This is a genomic window from Desulfatiglans parachlorophenolica, from assembly GCF_055394735.1.
Genome location: NZ_AP042460.1, coordinates 216,916 through 233,164, shown reverse-complemented (window position 1 = coordinate 233,164; position 16,249 = coordinate 216,916). Strand labels below are relative to the sequence as shown.

Here is a 16,249-nt window from a genome sequence, read left to right as displayed (position 1 = left end):
AAGATTCAGTCTGCCCATCGATTTCAACACGGACCTGTTCCAAGCCTCTTTCGCTCGATAACAGAAATCGGCGCCGCGGGCAAGACGCGCCCTCCGGCCCATCCGATTCCCATCCAGGCCTTCTCGTGCAGATGCACGGATCAGAAGCCACCGACCGATTTTCCCGGCCCTTGCAGCCATTCGGCGGAGCGATGCACGCCAGGGGGGATGGCTCTTCTTCCGGGGCCCATCCTATCACAGATCCGAAGAGATCCCGCATCCTCACATTCGGGTCGGCATCCATGAAAATCCATTGACAAAGGGCGCCTGAATCGAAAAAACTGATTCCCGGAAGGAGTCGAACATGGAAATCGAACCGGGATTGGTGGCCACGCTGAGGGAAGGTGTCGAGATCATCAAAGCGATCATCTATAAAAATATGAGAGACCGGCAAATCGAACGGCATCCTCTTCAACCCATGGATTTCACGGTCAAACTGTGCGGGGCTATGATCAACGAGCTTTTCGGAACGCCCAACCCGAACCCCGCCTTCACGGCCTTCAGAAAAGAACAGGAACCGCGCATTACGGCTGAGCTGCACCTCTTTGCCGCAAGCATGCCGGAGATGCGCATCCCGCTGACCGACGCCCTTCGGATCCAGTTTTTCTGCGACAACCACGAAGGCGTGGACAGCGGGGAGGTCCTCGCGCGGGCCGATGCCTCGAACCTGCTGCTGAAAGATCGGGAGGTGCCGCTGCCGGGCTCCTTCATGCAACTCGCCCGCAGGCTCGGAGTGGCCTACGAGATCCTGACGCCCGAACCGCCTCAGGAAAAACCCGTGGATGCGCCTTCTCCCTCCCGGAGGCATTGAGAATCCCGTCCAACCCTCAGAAGCCGACGCGCCTCGAACCGTCGGCATCCACCCGGAAAAGGAGACCTGATGAATTTTCCCGAGCACCCCTTCTGGGATTTTTCGATCCGGGTGCACCGCCATGCCGGCGTGCACGAGGCCTGCCTGGCCATGCAGATCGGCCATGCCCTCGACGTCAACATCCTCTTTTACTGCTGCTGGAGGGGCGCCGCAGGCGGCAGTCGCATCCCCGAAGAGGATCTGGAGCGGATCGTGGAGGGGGTGAGCGCCTGGCAGAACGAAATCGTCCGCCCCATATGGGCCGCCCGCGGGAAGCTCAAACCCCGCTTCGGCGATTTCCCGGTAGAGTTGACGGAACCCCTGCGCCGGGCGCTGATCGCTGCCGAACTGGAGGCCGAACACACGGAGCAGCTGCAAATCGCCGCGCTGGCGCCCTTCGAAAGCAACGCCGCAGCTGCTGAAAGGGTGCGTGCGGCCAATGCCCTCGAAAACCTGACCCGGTACCTTTTTCTGCATCTCGAGGCATCGTGCCGGGCGGCCGGCAATCCCCCACCCTCCACCATCCCGGCCGACCTGAAGCCGCCCATCGGCGTTCTGATCCGTGTCTGTTTCCCTGAACTGGACGCCGATGCGCTCGCCACTCTGATCGATGCGCACCTTTCAAAGCCAGCAGCCCCTGCAGACCCTCATTTATAGATCCGCTCTCGGCTTCCAGTCCATCCACACCGTGACTTGTCCACGTATGCGGCATCCGGAACGACGGTTCACATCCCTCTTCGAAAACCGTTCCCCCGCTTGCTCTCTTCCACCCGTGCCAAGACGGGGATGCGGATCGTAAAGCGGGTCCCCTCGTTGACCCTGCTCTGCACGCTGATCTCTCCGCCCATCTTGCGGATGATCCCATAGCAGATGGACAACCCGAGCCCCGTACCTTTGCCTACCTTCTTGGTGGTGAAGAAGGGGTCGAAGATCTTGTTCAAATTCGCCTCCGGGATCCCGGAGCCCGTGTCGGCGATCTCGAAGAGGATGTCCTCCCCATCTCTTCGCCCGGTGATGTCGATCCGGCCTCCGGTCTTTTCCATGGCGTCCAGGGCGTTGTTGATCAGGTTCAGGAAGACCTGCTGGATCTCCGTCGGGGAGGCCTGGATACGGGGCAGGTCCCCGTCGATCTCGGTGTCGATCGTGGCGTTGCTGTACCGGGCGCGCTGCGCCGAGATCTCGACGATCTCCTCGACAATCTCTCTCAAATCGATCTCGCGGACCGTCGAATCGGTCCGGCGCGCAAAACTGAGTAGTTTGTGGGTGATCTCTTTGCAGCGTTTCCCCTGCGTTCGGATCTGCTTCAGGGCGCGCTGGATCTCGGGCAGATTTTCGAGGTCGGGAGGGACATCCTCCAGCAGGTCCTCGATCCAGCCCGCCTCCTCGGCCATAATGGCCACCGGGTTGTTGATCTCATGGGCGATCCCGGCCGCGAGCTCTCCGACGGAGGCCAGTTTACCCGCTTCGACAATCTGCTCGTTCATCATTTCCTTTTCGTGCTCCGCCTCTTCGAGACGCCGAGCCATGGTTTTGACCCGGACCACAGCAAGCGTGATCGAGGCCAGCGCCCCGAGCAGAACGATGATCGCCGCAACATTCAGCGTGCGACGGATGTCGGCAAAGGCCTCGGACGTCCGCTGCTGATAAACCAGGAGCCAATCGCCCCCCTTCAAAAAGGCACCCGCGTAAAGGTTCTCCTGCCCGTAGTCGTCCTTCATCTCCAGGATCTGGACCTCGTCCTCCCGCACCTCCGCTGAGAGCATCTCCATGTAGGGGCCGCTCGCCGCCGCAACCTCGTAAAGCGGTTTGGTCTGAAACTGCCCCTCCCGGTTCAGGATGAACGCAAACCCGGTCTCGCCGATCCGGATATTCTCCACCAGGGTGTTGAAGGCGCCGAAATCGATCGTGGCCCGGAGGACCCAGTCCTTTTCCTCCCAGCTCTTCTTGACCGCCACGATAAAATGCGGAAGCCCGCGCAGCCCCAGAAAAACATCGCTGATCACGTCATTTTTCTGCATGGCCTGCCTGAACCATTCGGCCTCCGCGTAATGAGCCCCTCCGAGCCGGTAAGGTCCGGCGTAGGCCACCTGCATCCCCCGAGCGTCCACCAGGCCCAAGTCGACGTAAATCGGTCCGATATCCCTCTGAAGAGCCGCCAGGGTCTCCTCCATGAAATTCCGATTGTTCGACGACTCGATCATGCACTGCTGCGAGAGAAACCGGATGTTCCCCAACCGCTCGTTCAGGAAGGTGTCGATCCTCTCCTTGTGTTTCTTCATCAGTGTCGTCAGGTGCGCCCGCACCTTTTCCTGATAGGACGTCCTGAACTGGTAGAACATGACGCCGGCAGCCAGGACCATCGGAATGACCGATACCAGCACGGTCGTCAGGATGCGGTTGATCACCAGTGAATGGTAATCGAGCTTACCGCTTTCGCTGAACGCCTTCATGGGATGCTTACCTCCCGCTTACGTGGAGCGGCCGATCGGGACCCCGTCTCGGCCCAGGCCGGTCGCCCGGAAAAGGCCCTCCGCCTTCAGGCTGCGTCCATCAGCGCCATGGCCTGCTGCTCCAGGGCGCGGATGCGGTCGCGGAACCCCGCCGCCTCTTCGAATGCGAGATCCTGCGCCGCGGCCATCATTTTGTCCGTCAACTCCTGGATCTCCCTTTCGATCTCGTCCGGCGAACGGAACGGGGCGGCTGCATCCGCGACGGTGGGAACCGTGTAGTAATCCGCTTCGGCCTCGCTCCAGAGGCCTTGGTCGATGTTTTTCCGGATCGTGGTCGGCGTGATGTGATGCTCCCGGTTATAGGCCTCCTGGATCTCACGCCGGCGTGTGCTCTCCTCGATCGCGCGCGCCATGGATTCGGTGACGGTGTCGGCGTAGAGGATGACCTTGCCGTTGACGTTGCGCGCCGCCCGCCCGCAGGTCTGGATCAGTGAACGCTCGGAGCGCAGGAACCCTTCCTTGTCGGCATCCAGAATCGCCACCAGGGACACCTCCGGCAGATCGAGCCCCTCACGGAGGAGGTTGATCCCGACCAGTACATCGAACACCCCCAGCCTGAGGTCACGGATGATCTCCATCCGTTCGATCGTCTTGATATCCGAGTGCATGTAACGAACCCGCACCCCGAGGTCCGCCAGATAGTCCGTCAGGTCCTCGGCCATCTTCTTGGTGAGGGTCGTCACCAGCACGCGATCGCTCTGCTGCACCCGCTCCCGGATCCGCGCCAGCAGGTCATCCACCTGCTCGGCAGCCGGGCGCACCTCGATCTCGGGGTCCATCAGCCCGGTCGGTCGTATGATCTGCTCCGCCACCCGCTCCGCCTTCGCCAGTTCATAGGGTCCGGGCGTCGCCGAGACATAGATGACCTGCTTGACCTTGCGTTCGAACTCCTCGAACCGGAGCGGCCGGTTGTCCACCGCCGAGGGCAGCCTGAAACCGTACTCCACCAGGGTCTCCTTCCGGGAGCGGTCCCCTTTGAACATACCTCTCAACTGCGGGACCGTGATGTGGCTTTCGTCGATGACCACCAGGAAATCCCTGGGGAAATAATCGAGGAGCGTGGGGGGAGGGTCGCCGGCCGAGCGGCCCGTCAGATGGCGGGAGTAGTTTTCGATCCCGTGGCAGTATCCCATCTCGATCATCATCTCGAGGTCGAACCGGGTCCGCTCCTCGATCCGCTGGGCCTCCAGGAGCTTGCCCTGCTCCCGGAATGCGGCGATCCGCTCCTCCAACTCCACCTTGATCGCCTCGATGGCCCTCTCGCGGATCTCGACGCTGGTGACATAATGACTGGCCGGGTAAACCGTGACGCGGTTCATGCTGCCGAGGGTCTTTCCCGTCAAGGGGTCGATCTCCTGGATCGCCTCCACCTCGTCGCCGAAAAAGCAGATCCGGACGGCCCGCTCCTCTTCGTGAACCGGATAGATGTCCAGCACATCGCCCCGGGCGCGGAAGCGGCCCCGGTAAAAATCGAGATCCCCCCGTTCGTACTGGATCTCCACCAGTTTCCTGACCGCCGCCTCCCGGGAGAACTCCGCTCCCCGCTCGACATAAAGCAGCATGTCCTGGTAGGCCTCGGGCGACCCCAGGCCGTAGATACAGGAGACGCTCGCCACGATGATGACGTCGTCCCGGTCGAGGAGCGATCGTGTGGCGGCGTGGCGCATCTTGTCGATCTGATCGTTGATGTGCGAGTCTTTCTGGATGTAGGTGTCGGACTGGGGGATGTAGGCCTCGGGTTGGTAATAATCGTAATAGCTGACGAAATACTCGACCGCGTTACGGGGGAAAAGATGCTTGAGTTCGCCATAAAGCTGACCGGCCAGCGTCTTGTTCGGGGCAATGACGAGGGTCGTCTTCTGCACGCGCTCGATCACCTGCGCGATGCTAAACGTCTTTCCGGAACCCGTCACCCCCAGAAGGACCTGGTGGGTCAGCCCCTCCTCCAGCCCCCCCGCGAGCTCATCGATCGCCTGGGGCTGATCGCCGCAGGGAGAGAGTTCCGTGACGATTTCAAACATCCAGCCTCCAGGTCGTTCCGCCGGGCCCGTCTTCGAGGACGACCCCCATCTCCTTCAACTGGTCACGGATCCTGTCGGCCTTCGCCCAATCCTTGGCCGTCCTGGCCTGCATACGCTCCTCGACCAATGCATCGACCTCGGCCCGGTCAACGGTCGGCTCCCTGCCGGTCATCTCCTCGAAAAAGACATCCGGCGGCGTCTCGAGCAGCCCCAGCACGGAGGCGGCCGCCAACAGCTCCCCGCGGGCCGTCTGCAGCTCTTCAAATCGGTTCTCCGCCGGGTCGGCATCCAGGATGCGGTTGAGGTCCCGCACCTTCTCGAAGAGGATCCCGATCGCCCCAGCCGTGTTCAGATCGTCCTCCATGGCGCGCACGAACGCACCCACAAAGGTCGTATCATCATTCTGCCCCTCCGCCAGGACCTTGAAATCGGGCAGAGACGCGGGGTGCCCCACCTCCTCTTCCAGGCGCTTCAAGGTCCGGTAAATGCGGACCAGGCCGGACTGCTGACCCAGGACCGCGCCCTTGCTGAAATCGAGAGGGCTCCGGTAATGCTTGGACAACAGGAACAGCCTCAAGACCTGCGGGTGGTACAGCCCGACCGCATCGCGGATAGTCAGGAAGTTGCCCAGGGATTTCGACATCTTTTCCCCTTCGACCGTCACGAAACCGTTGTGCACCCAGAAGCGGGCGAACTCCCCGCCGTTCGCGCCGATGGACTGAGCCCGCTCGTTTTCGTGGTGGGGAAACAGCAGATCGCGGCCCCCGCCGTGGATGTCGAAAGACGCCCCAAGGTAGCGGTTGCTCATCACCGAACACTCGAGGTGCCAGCCCGGCCGACCCGGCCCCCAGGGACTGGACCACTGGGGCTCGCCGGGTTTGGCGCTTTTCCAGAGGGCGAAATCCATCGGGTGCCTCTTCTTCTCGTCCACGGCAATGCGGCTGCCGGCCTTCATGTCCTCCAGTTTCCGTCCCGAAAGCGCGCCGTAGCCCCGAAACGCCTCGACCGAGTAGAAGACATCCCCGTCGACCGCGTAGGCCAGCCCTTTTTGCAGGAGGGCCTCGATCATCGCGATCATCCCGTCGACATGCTCGGTGGCGCGGGGTTCGATGTCGGCCTTCAAGACGCCGAGCAGACCCATGTCCTCATAGAAGGCATCGATGAACCGCTGGGCCAGGATGGCCGGTTCCTCCCCGATCTGGGCGGCCCGATCGATGATCTTGTCATCCACGTCGGTGAAATTACGGACATAGGTCACCTCCAGGCCTTTCGCCCGGAGATAGCGCACGAGCACATCGAACACGATCGCAGACCGGGCATGGCCGATGTGGCAAAGATCGTAGACCGTGACCCCGCACACATACAGGCCGACCTTGCCGGTCTCACGGGGCGTAAAGGTTTCTTTTCTCCGCGTCGCGGTATTGTAGAGCTGTAATGTCAACGATTTTCTCCTTCACGAACGATTTACGCCCGAGGGCAGTCTTAGGATGCCGTCGCCGCCTCCGCCCGGCGCAGGCTCACGACCGCATAGGCGGCGATCCCTTCCCGCCGGCCGCAAAAGCCGAGGCCTTCGGTCGTCGTCGCTTTGATGTTGATGCATTCGGCGGGCGTCTGCAGGGTGCGGGCGATCCTATCGCGCATCTCGGGGATATAAGGGGCGAGCTTCGGCCGTTCGGCCACGATTGTCGTGTCGAGGTTGTTGACGCACCAGCCCCGCTGCACAAGCATCTGCCTCACCTCATTCAGCAGGACCAGGCTCGAAACCCCCTCCAGCGCAGGATCGCTGTCCGGGAAATGCCGCCCGATGTCCCCCTGGCCCAAGGCCCCCACAACCGCATCCATCACGGCATGGATCAGGACGTCCGCATCCGAATGCCCTGCCAGCCCCGCCGAAAAGGGGATGTGAACCCCTCCCAGGATGAGGACCCGGTCCGGCACCAGGGCGTGGACATCGTACCCGAAGCCCACGCGCACGAGCGGCATCGAATCATTCAACAAACGCGCTTCCCCCGGTCGACGGGCCTCAATGGCAACTGCTGCAGCTGCCCCCGGAACAGGAGGTGCACCCCGAAGATCCGGAGGAGGGCGTAAATCCGCTGTCGCTCTTGAATCCGCACGCAGACATGAGCCGCGTCACGTCGGTCCCTTTGCAGTGCGGGCAGGAGATCTGGCTGTCACTCGAAAAGACCAGGGCCTCGAACTCCCGGTCGCACCCCTTGCATCGATATTCATAAATAGGCATATTGTTTTATCCCTTCGAAAAATCAGTGCGTGTCCGAAAAGGCCCATCAAGCACCGACACGTTCCCCATCAGCTTTCCCGCCTGCCGTCAAGCGCCGCCCGCGGAGGCCCTTGCCCTGCGGCCCGAGCCTCGGAAAGCCCTTCGATCACGGCCGCGGCCAGAAGTGGAAACATGATTTCGTGATGTCCTACCAGGTTGTAGCCTCTACCCCCTTCCAGAGTAGGGCGGCTGACGACATTGGTCAGCGGTCGATACTGACGGATGAAATCCATATTCACCGTCATAAAATGCTGCACCCGGTGCCCGAGGTTCCGCACCAGGCTGAGCGCCTTCAAAAAGACCTCGGGAAGGATGACGGCCGAACCGAGATTGATATAGACCCCCCCTTCCAGCATCGAGACCACGCGCGCAAAGACGCGGAAATCCCGGTGAGAGGTCTTGCCGATCGCCGCCCCATCGACGGTTGGGTGAAAATGGATGATGTCGGTTCCCAGGGCCACGTGGACCGTGACCGGGATATCCAGTCGATAGGCCTGCGCCAGCAGGCTCTGTTCGCAGTAAGGGAAGTTTTCCTCTGCGAGCATAGCCCCGACGGCCCGCCCAAGCCCGATGTCACGGGCCGCCCCGTCGCGGATGGCCCGGTTGAGATACGCCCCGGTCTCCTCCGCCATCCCGAAACGGCCGGAACCGAGTTCAGCCGCGACATCTTCCGAGGTGGACCCCACCATAGCCAATTCACTGTCATGGATGATCCCGGCCCCGTTCAAGGCGAGGGCATCGATCACCCCCCGACGCATCAGGTCGATGATGACGGGGTTCAGCCCCACCTTGATGGCATGGGCCCCCATGGCGAGAAGGACGGGCCGCTCCCGCTCGACCGCACCCACGATCCCGGCGACGATCTCCAACAGATCCTTTGCCGCCAGGATGCGCGGCAGGGAAGCCAGCCATTCCTTGACCGAACCGCCGGGCTGCCAAGGCCTGGCGAAGTCGTCCCGGCACACGATGCTCTTCCGTTCCGACAACGGATAGGAGCGGACATCGTCCAGCGCAAGGGGTTCGAGAAGGGTCATCGTGATTGTCCACCTTCGCTCGAGTGCCTTTGGAAAAGGATATAATCAACCAGATGGCAAAGCATATGTCCAGCCAAAATATGAGCCTCCTGGACCCTCGCGGTGACCTTGCTCTTCACCACCATCGCGAGATCCACCATCTGATGGACCTTGCCCCCGTCTCCTCCCAAAAGGGCGGCCGTAAAGAGGCCGCCCTTGCGCGCCGCCTCGACCGCCTTCACGATATTCTTCGACCGGCCGCTCGTGGTCAGCACCAGGAGGACATCGCCCGCTACACCGAGCGCCGCGACCTGCTTCGAAAAGACCTGGTCGAAGTCGTAATCGTTGGCGATGCTGGTGAGCACCGAGGTATCCGTCGCGAGCGAAAGCGCGGGCAGCGGCGGACGCTCCAGTTGAAAGCGGTTGACGAATTCGGCGGCCAGGTGCTGTGCGTCCGCGGCGCTGCCCCCGTTTCCACAAAGGAGCAGTTTGCGGTCCTGTGTGAAGGCCGACGCGATCTTCTCGGCAAGGGCTGCGATTTGTTTACTCTGCTCGCGAATGAAGGCTTCCTTGACCTCAATGCTCTCTTCCAGGATGTCCTTGATAATCCGTTCCAAGGATATTCCCCTTCCTGTAATCCACCCGATTTGTGCAAGCCGAGAGTCAGTTCCTTGGCCTTCTCGGAGGAAAAGTCTTCCGAAGCACCGCTCCTCCTGCCGCCCGGGTGTCCTTCGAACAGGAAAAACTCCCTCCGTCCAACCCATAAAACCCTTCGGTCATCCCCCCTGCAACGATCCTTCGGGCGGGAGATATTTTCGGCATCGTAAAGCGGTTGATTCGATCGATAATGTATGACCTCGCATCCGCGATGTCAACCAAAGCGGCGCCTTTGGCCGGCAGCATCCCAAAAGATGCCAAGACAACGGAAACGACATCCTTCCTTCTCGGGATCCCCTTGCCAATCTGGATTCCTCCTCCGATGACCCCCACAGGTCGCTCCCTGCGGCCTCCCGCCGGGAGGAATGTGATTTTTCCCTTGTTTTTCGGGGTTCTCGCGGCAATTTTTGATGATTTTTTATTGAAAAGGCGTATTTCATGTGCTAGAAAGGTCAAAATTAGTATCCTTACTTCCGATTTTTACAGAAACATGAGGATAGGGCGGGTTTAAGCCGTGTCCGTAATTTTATGGACCGTTTATTAGTTTCCATCCGGAAATGGTCTTTTTTGCCAATCTCGGCGTCAATCTGCACGTTTGCTTGTGCGGCGACCCACAGGTCGCCTCCGCGCAAACGCTTGATTTCCTTGATATTGGCAAAAAATCCTCATTTCCGGATTGGAAACTGGGTTGTACGGGGAAATCATTTCCGGATGGAAACTTACTATACTGGGGATGAAAGGGGGGAAAGAGAAAGGAAGAAGTTATACTGAGGAAGAATGATCTCTCGAAACCTGATCAGCGACACAGAAGGGGGGACACCATGACAAAGGCCGAGTTAGTGGCGGAAATCGCCAAGAATTCCCAGCTATCGAAGTCAGACGCCGAAAAAGCACTCAACTCATTCATCGATGTCGCCAAGAAGACCCTCAAGAAAGACAAGAAACTGGCTCTCGCTGGGTTTGGTTCTTTTGTGGTCGCCAAGAGAAAAGCAAGGAAAGGCAGAAATCCCCAGACAGGAAAAACGATCAACATCAAGGCAAAAAACGTGGTCAAATTTCGCCCGGGAAAGGCCCTCAAAGAAAGCGTCTAAGAATATCGACATCACACAAAAAAAGCGGGTCCGAAAACCCGCTTTTTTTGTGTGCCCCGCTTTTCGACAAAGGCGGCCTTCTTGCCGCCTTTACACCGGCACACCCGCTATCCGGTTCACGGTCCGCGCGACTACCGCCATCTCCGGCGTCTGGATGGTCCTCACGTCCAGCATGACCCGTTCCCGCTCCACCCTCGCAATGATCGGAGGATCCGAGGCCCGGAAGGCCTTTTCAAGAGATTGGGCCGTCATCCTTTTTGGATCCAGACAAACGAGACAGGTGGGCAATTCGAGGAGAGGCAAGGCCCCGCCGCCCACCTTTGACGATCCGTCGCATAGGCTCACGGTAACGGCCTCCTCCCCCCCCGGACCGATCATGTCCAGCAGGCTCCGGGCCTTTCGGCGCAGATCCTCCAGCGGCTGAAGGATCATCCGGAGCGTCGGGATCTCCTGCACGGCCTGCTTTGGATCGCGGTAAAGCCTGAGAGTCTCCTCCAAGGCGACAAGGGTCAACTTGTCGATCCTCAGCGCCCGGTTGAGCTGATTGCTCCGGATCGCGGCGACCAGATCACGCCGCCCGAGGATGATGCCGGCCTGCGGGCCGCCGAGCAGTTTGTCGCCGCTGAATGTAACGAGATCCGCACCCTGCGTGAGTACCTCCTGCACGGTGGGCTCCCGCGACAGGCCGAATGCATCCAGGTCCACGAAACAACCGCTCCCGAGATCCTCCATCACAGGCACTCCATGGCGGCCGCCCAATTCGGCGAGTTCGGCGAGGGGGACCTCTTCGGTAAAACCCACCACCTGGAAATTACTCGTGTGCACCTTCAAAAGCAAGGCGGTCTCGGGACCGATCGCCTCTTCGTAGTCTTTGAGATGGGTCTTGTTGGTGGTTCCCACCTCGACCATTACGGCACCGCTCTTGCGCATCACATCGGGGATTCTGAAAGATCCGCCGATCTCGACAAGCTGCCCGCGGGAGACGATCACCTCTCTTCCCTTGGCCAGCGTCTCGAGGGCGATGAGGACAGCCGCGGCATTGTTGTTCACGACCATCGCCGCTTCGGCCGACGTCAGTTCCCTGAGGATCCCCTCCACGTGCACATAGCGGCTGCCGCGCCGTCCCTCCGCCAAATCGTATTCGAGGTTGCTGTATCCGCCGGCGACGGACCGGAAGCGGTCGAGAACGCGATCGGCCAGGATGGACCGTCCGAGGTTCGTATGGGCCACCACCCCCGTCGCATTGATCACAGGGCGAAGGCTGGGCCGGACCAGTTCATCGACCCGTCTTCGAACCCTCCCCAGGACGGCCCCGAGGTCGAGATCCTCGAGATCCGTGATCCGCCCCTCGAATATCAGGGTGCGCAGCTCTTCCAGAACCTGATGGATCGCCCTCAGAATGAGCGCCCGCGGCTGGATCTGGACCAAGCCCTGGATCTCCTCACTTCCCAGGAGCCGATCGACGCCGGGGATCTTCCTCAAGAAAGCCTGCCTGTCTTCCTTACCCAATGAAACGCTCCTTTCCAGAACCATTTCCCATCCGGAAATGGCCTTTTTATTCAACGGCTTCGCCAAACTACTTCAAGCGCTGAAAACCGTCCGGGGAAACGGCTCTCGCTCCCTTTCCCATTGGGTCTCTCTGCGGAAGAGATCATTCCAGCGCAGTTTTCGGCCACGGATGAACAACCGCCTCCCCTCGGGGATCCCCTTGAAAAAAAGCCAAACCTTCAAGATTTCAGATGACTATAAAAGACCTCCTCAAATCCGTCAATGTCCATATCTCAGGAGGACACTCCTTCCAGGGCCTGGACCCCTGAAGTCAATCTATCAGCCGACCGGAGAGAGCTGCCCTCCCTGATGCCCCGGTTCAAACTTTGCGCTTGCCTCAGCCCCGGCATCTGTGTTAAAAGGATGATCGATGTCGATGGTGGGTGTAGCTCAGCTGGCAGAGCACTGGGTTGTGGCCCCAGCGGTCGAGGGTTCAAATCCCTTCACTCACCCCATCAGACTGTCATCACAAAGAGGGGGGAGTTGCATCCCCCCTCTTTCGTCTCCAATCCGCGCCTCCTCAGCCACAGCATCGGGCCCGTGTGTTCCATCACAGGAAGGAGCCTCGTATGCCCTTTCCCAAGACCAAAATCGTTTGCACGATCGGGCCGGCCAGCCAATCGCCCGAGATCCTGAAGGCGCTAATCCTGAACGGCATGAACGTCGTCAGGCTGAACTTCTCGCACGGAACCCACGCGGAACACGCCGCCAAGATCAGAGCGGTCCGGGCATTATCGGCGGAGCTGGGGAGACCTGTCGGGATTCTCCAGGATCTCGGCGGCCCGAAAATCCGCGTCGGCAGCATTCCCGACCCCGGCGTCACCCTCAAGGCCGGGCAGCGCTTCACCCTCACGTCCGAGCGGCTGGAAGGAAGCGCGATCGAGGTGTCCATCTCCTATCCAACCCTCCCCAACGAAGTGAAGGCCGGGGATCGGATTCTTCTTGCCGACGGGTTTCTCGAACTCATGGTTCTGGAAGTCGCTCCTCCCCGGATCGTCTGCGAGGTCATCACCGGAGGGGTCCTGACCTCCCACAAGGGCGTCAACCTCCCCTCCCGGACCATCAGCACACCATCCATCACCGCCAAAGACAAACGCGACCTCCGCTTCGGGCTCGAGCAGGACATCGACTGCGTTGCGCTTTCGTTCGTCCGGGGCCGGCAGGAGATCGATCAGATCAGGGAGATGATCACCCAGGCCGGCAAAGATGTTCCGGTGATCGCCAAGATCGAAAAGCATGAGGCCGTCCAACACATCGACGAGATCCTGCGCGCATCCGACGGCGTCATGGTGGCGCGGGGGGATCTCGGCGTGGAGATTCCGCTCTACGAAGTCCCCATGATCCAGAAAGAGATCATCGAAAAGGCCAACCGCCTGGGAAAACCGGTCATCACCGCCACCCAGATGCTGCGATCCATGGTGGACTCACCCCGTCCGACACGGGCCGAGGCAACGGACGTGGCCAACGCGGTCCTCGACGGGACGGATGCGGTCATGCTCTCGGAAGAAACGGCCAGTGGGCATTACCCCGTCGAGGCGGTCCGCTTCATGGCGCAGATCCTTCAACAGACCGAAATGCACTTTCCCCATGCCAGATACCTGCAGCGTCCGGTGGGCGGTGACATCCCCGAGGCGGTGGCCCATGCATCCTGCACCCTGGCCGACCGGCTGCATGCCAGGGCCATCATCGCACCCACACGTTCGGGGCAAACCGCACGCCTCATCTCGAGCTTCCGTCCAAGAAACCACCTGCTCGCCGTATCACCCACCATAGAAACCGTCAGAAGACTCACGCTCTGCTGGGGCTGCATCCCGATCCTGGTGGCGCGGCCGTCCGACACCGACGACATGTTCGATAAGGCAGCCGCAGCAGCGCTCGATTCGGGATATGTCAAGGAGAAGGACCTGGTGGTGATCACGGCCGGCCACCCAGTCTGGGTTGCCGGTTCGACCAACATGGTCAAGGTTCGATACGTCTGAAGGTCGCTCATGCCATCGGTCGCAGCGGTCGAGCTCACCCGATCCGCAAAGGGAAGGCAGTCATTTATTGCCTTCATCGAACTTTAACACCCGGCTAACGCAGGCTGAACGTACCCCGCGCATGGTGTTCCCCATCATCACTCTTTCCCGGCCGGGTTCACCCAAATCACCCTATCTCGCCCTGGAAAGACAGGGCCTGGGGTTTACCCCCCAGGCCGAAATCATTTTTCTGACCGGATGGAGGCTGCCCGCGCGAAAGGAGGTAAAAAATCGGAGGCAGCGAACCGTCTCGACCAGATCCTAACCAAACGCTAACGAGATTCTAACATTCCTAAACCTATATTTCGAAGGATGACGATATCGATTCGAGGAGGACAACCATGCGACAAAAATTGGCGACTGTTCTTTGTTCGATTGCAGCTTTGTGTCTCATAGCCGGGTCCGCTTGGGCGGACACCATCACGATCAAGGGATCCACCACCGTCCTGCCCATTGCCCAGAAGGTGGCCGAGGCCTACATGCAGCAGTTCCCCGACGTGAAGATCACCCTCTCCGGGGGCGGATCCGGCAACGGAATCAAGGCCCTCATCGACGGGTCCACGGATATCGCCGACAGCTCCCGTTTCATCAAAGACAAGGAAGTCAAGCTCGCCATAGAGAAGGGACGCTATCCGGTCCCGTTTGCGGTCGCCTACGACTGCATCGTCCCCGTGGTGCACCCGGACAACCCCATCACCAACATCACCTCGATGCAGCTCAAGGACATCTATATGGGCAAGATCAAAAACTGGCGTGAGATCGGCGGTCCAGACCGGCCGATCGTCGTCATCTCGCGCGACACCTCTTCAGGCACCTACGAGGTCTGGGAAGAAAAGGTCATGCAGAAAGAGCGGGTCTTCCCCGCCGCCCTGCTGCAGGCCTCGAACGGCGCCATCGTCCAGGCGGTGTCCAAGAACCCGAACGCCATCGGCTACATCGGCATCGGGTATATCGACGGCACCGTCAAGGGCCTGATGGTCGACCGCGTCGCCGGCACGCCGGAGAGCACCCTGAACGGGACCTATCCCATCAGCCGCGCCCTCTACATGTTTACCCAGGGGTGGCCTGTGGGCGATACCCTCAACTTCATCAACTTCGTCGTGCATCCCGAAAAGGGCCAGAAATATGTCAAGGACGCCGGGTTCGTTCCACTGTATTAACCGGCTCCGATGCACGATCAACCGACACGACGCCATGAAGCACCCACCCGCGGTGCGTCATGGCGTTTTATTCCCGAAAACCCCGCACCACCGATGAAGACCGCTTTAGCGACAAGGTTTACTGGATGAAGACATTTGCGATCGGCGCAAAGGGCAAAGCCCCGCATACCGGGCCTGCGCGGCAGCGGAGGGAGCGTGCGATCCGTGTTTTTTTCTTCCTGACCGCGCTCGCCTCCATCGCCACCCTGTCCTTCATCATGGTCTTTCTCTTCGCCGAAGGAGTGCCTCTGTTCCGTGATGTGTCCGTATTCGATTTTCTTTTCGGCCGGTACTGGTACCCCACATCGGATCCGCCGGATTTCGGGATCCTGCCCCTCATCGTCGCGTCCCTGTCGGTGACGGTGGTCGCCTCGGCGATCTCCATCCCCCTGGGCGTCCTTACGGCCCTCTATCTCGCCGAATCGGCCTCGCACCGGCTGCGCCAGTGGGTGAAACCCATCGTCGAACTGCTGGCGGCGCTTCCCTCGGTCGTCATCGGGTTTTTCGGGATGGTGCTCGTCGCCCCCTTCCTGCAGGAGACCTTCAACCTCCCGACAGGCCTCAACCTGTTCAACGCCTCGCTGATGCTGGCCTTCATGTCGGTGCCGACCATCTGCAGCATCTCGGAGGATGCCATCTTCAGCGTGCCGCGCGAACTGAAGGAGGCTTCCCTGGCCCTGGGGGCCACCCGCTGGGAGACCATCGCACGGGTGATCATCCCCGCCTCCCTCTCAGGGATATCCACGGCGGTGATCCTCGGAATGTCGCGGGCGATCGGGGAGACCATGGTGGTCCTGATGGTTGCGGGCGGGGCGGCCATGATCCCGACCTCCCTCTTCGACCCCGTGCGGCCCATGCCGGCCAGCATCGCGGCCGAGATGGCCGAGGCGCCGTTCCGGGGCGATCACTACTATGCGCTTTTTGCGACCGGCGTGGTCCTTTTTCTGTTCACGCTCCTTTTCAACCTGATTGCCGATCATGTCGCCCACCGCTATAAACAGACCGGAGCGGCGACGCTTTGA

At 60.5% G+C, this 16,249-nt stretch carries 15 protein-coding genes and 1 tRNA gene; 8 read left to right on the top strand and 8 right to left on the bottom strand.

Annotated features, from left to right (window positions below):
* The first annotated feature begins 343 nt into the window (after window positions 1-343).
* Both ACZ500_RS01075 and ACZ500_RS01070 read left to right on the top strand, forming a co-directional pair.
* Entirely contained in the window at window positions 344-850 is a 507-nt protein-coding gene (locus ACZ500_RS01075) for a hypothetical protein (protein ID WP_464230688.1), read from the top strand.
* Between the two features lie 69 nt (window positions 851-919).
* Window positions 920-1,546: a TIGR02444 family protein gene (locus ACZ500_RS01070; RefSeq protein ID WP_464230687.1), complete on the top strand. Its 627-nt coding sequence runs from the start codon at window positions 920-922 to the stop codon at window positions 1,544-1,546.
* 68 nt (window positions 1,547-1,614) lie between these two features.
* Here ACZ500_RS01070 and ACZ500_RS01065 read toward each other — a convergent pair whose 3' ends face one another.
* From ACZ500_RS01065 to ACZ500_RS01035, 7 genes are all read right to left on the bottom strand, one after another.
* Window positions 1,615-3,339, bottom strand: coding sequence for a sensor histidine kinase (locus tag ACZ500_RS01065; RefSeq protein WP_464230686.1), 1,725 nt, complete (start codon window positions 3,337-3,339; stop codon window positions 1,615-1,617).
* Between the two features lie 86 nt (window positions 3,340-3,425).
* Window positions 3,426-5,420: an excinuclease ABC subunit UvrB gene (gene uvrB, locus ACZ500_RS01060; protein ID WP_464230685.1), complete on the bottom strand. Its 1,995-nt coding sequence runs from the start codon at window positions 5,418-5,420 to the stop codon at window positions 3,426-3,428.
* A complete protein-coding gene (cysS, locus tag ACZ500_RS01055) occupies window positions 5,413-6,861 on the bottom strand; it encodes a cysteine--tRNA ligase (RefSeq protein ID WP_464230684.1) in 1,449 nt (482 codons plus the stop codon). The genes uvrB and cysS overlap by 8 nt, the downstream gene beginning before the upstream one ends.
* A gap of 41 nt (window positions 6,862-6,902) precedes the next feature.
* Entirely contained in the window at window positions 6,903-7,394 is a 492-nt protein-coding gene (gene ispF / locus ACZ500_RS01050; RefSeq protein WP_464233136.1) for a 2-C-methyl-D-erythritol 2,4-cyclodiphosphate synthase, read from the bottom strand.
* A gap of 49 nt (window positions 7,395-7,443) precedes the next feature.
* On the bottom strand, window positions 7,444-7,662 hold the full coding sequence (locus tag ACZ500_RS01045; protein ID WP_464230683.1) for an FmdB family zinc ribbon protein: 219 nt from the start codon (window positions 7,660-7,662) through the stop codon (window positions 7,444-7,446).
* 68 nt (window positions 7,663-7,730) lie between these two features.
* Window positions 7,731-8,735, bottom strand: coding sequence for a GSU2086 family protein (locus ACZ500_RS01040; RefSeq protein WP_464230682.1), 1,005 nt, complete (start codon window positions 8,733-8,735; stop codon window positions 7,731-7,733).
* The gene (locus tag ACZ500_RS01035; protein ID WP_464230681.1) at window positions 8,732-9,331 is read right to left on the bottom strand and encodes a D-sedoheptulose-7-phosphate isomerase; all 600 of its coding nucleotides are present in this window, start codon (window positions 9,329-9,331) and stop codon (window positions 8,732-8,734) included. Before ACZ500_RS01035 ends, ACZ500_RS01040 begins: the two co-directional genes overlap by 4 nt.
* Window positions 9,332-9,928: 597 nt before the next feature.
* Between ACZ500_RS01035 and ACZ500_RS01030 the strand changes: the two genes are divergently transcribed.
* Both ACZ500_RS01030 and ACZ500_RS01025 read left to right on the top strand, forming a co-directional pair.
* The gene (locus tag ACZ500_RS01030; protein ID WP_464230680.1) at window positions 9,929-10,108 is read left to right on the top strand and encodes a hypothetical protein; all 180 of its coding nucleotides are present in this window, start codon (window positions 9,929-9,931) and stop codon (window positions 10,106-10,108) included.
* 84 nt (window positions 10,109-10,192) lie between these two features.
* On the top strand, window positions 10,193-10,462 hold the full coding sequence (locus ACZ500_RS01025) for an HU family DNA-binding protein (RefSeq protein ID WP_028320332.1): 270 nt from the start codon (window positions 10,193-10,195) through the stop codon (window positions 10,460-10,462).
* 90 nt (window positions 10,463-10,552) lie between these two features.
* Here the strand turns inward: ACZ500_RS01025 and selA are convergent, their stop codons facing one another.
* Window positions 10,553-11,995, bottom strand: coding sequence for an L-seryl-tRNA(Sec) selenium transferase (gene selA / locus ACZ500_RS01020; RefSeq protein WP_464230679.1), 1,443 nt, complete (start codon window positions 11,993-11,995; stop codon window positions 10,553-10,555).
* A 394-nt stretch (window positions 11,996-12,389) separates the two neighbouring features.
* Between selA and ACZ500_RS01015 the strand changes: the two genes are divergently transcribed.
* The 4 genes from ACZ500_RS01015 (at window position 12,390) to pstC (ending at window position 16,249) form a co-directional block, all read left to right on the top strand.
* A tRNA-His gene (locus ACZ500_RS01015) sits at window positions 12,390-12,465 on the top strand.
* A gap of 114 nt (window positions 12,466-12,579) precedes the next feature.
* Window positions 12,580-13,989: a pyruvate kinase gene (pyk, locus tag ACZ500_RS01010; RefSeq protein WP_464230678.1), complete on the top strand. Its 1,410-nt coding sequence runs from the start codon at window positions 12,580-12,582 to the stop codon at window positions 13,987-13,989.
* Window positions 13,990-14,369: 380 nt separating this feature from the next.
* Entirely contained in the window at window positions 14,370-15,188 is an 819-nt protein-coding gene (locus ACZ500_RS01005) for a phosphate ABC transporter substrate-binding protein (RefSeq protein WP_464230677.1), read from the top strand.
* Window positions 15,189-15,247: 59 nt separating this feature from the next.
* Entirely contained in the window at window positions 15,248-16,249 is a 1,002-nt protein-coding gene (gene pstC / locus ACZ500_RS01000; RefSeq protein WP_464230676.1) for a phosphate ABC transporter permease subunit PstC, read from the top strand.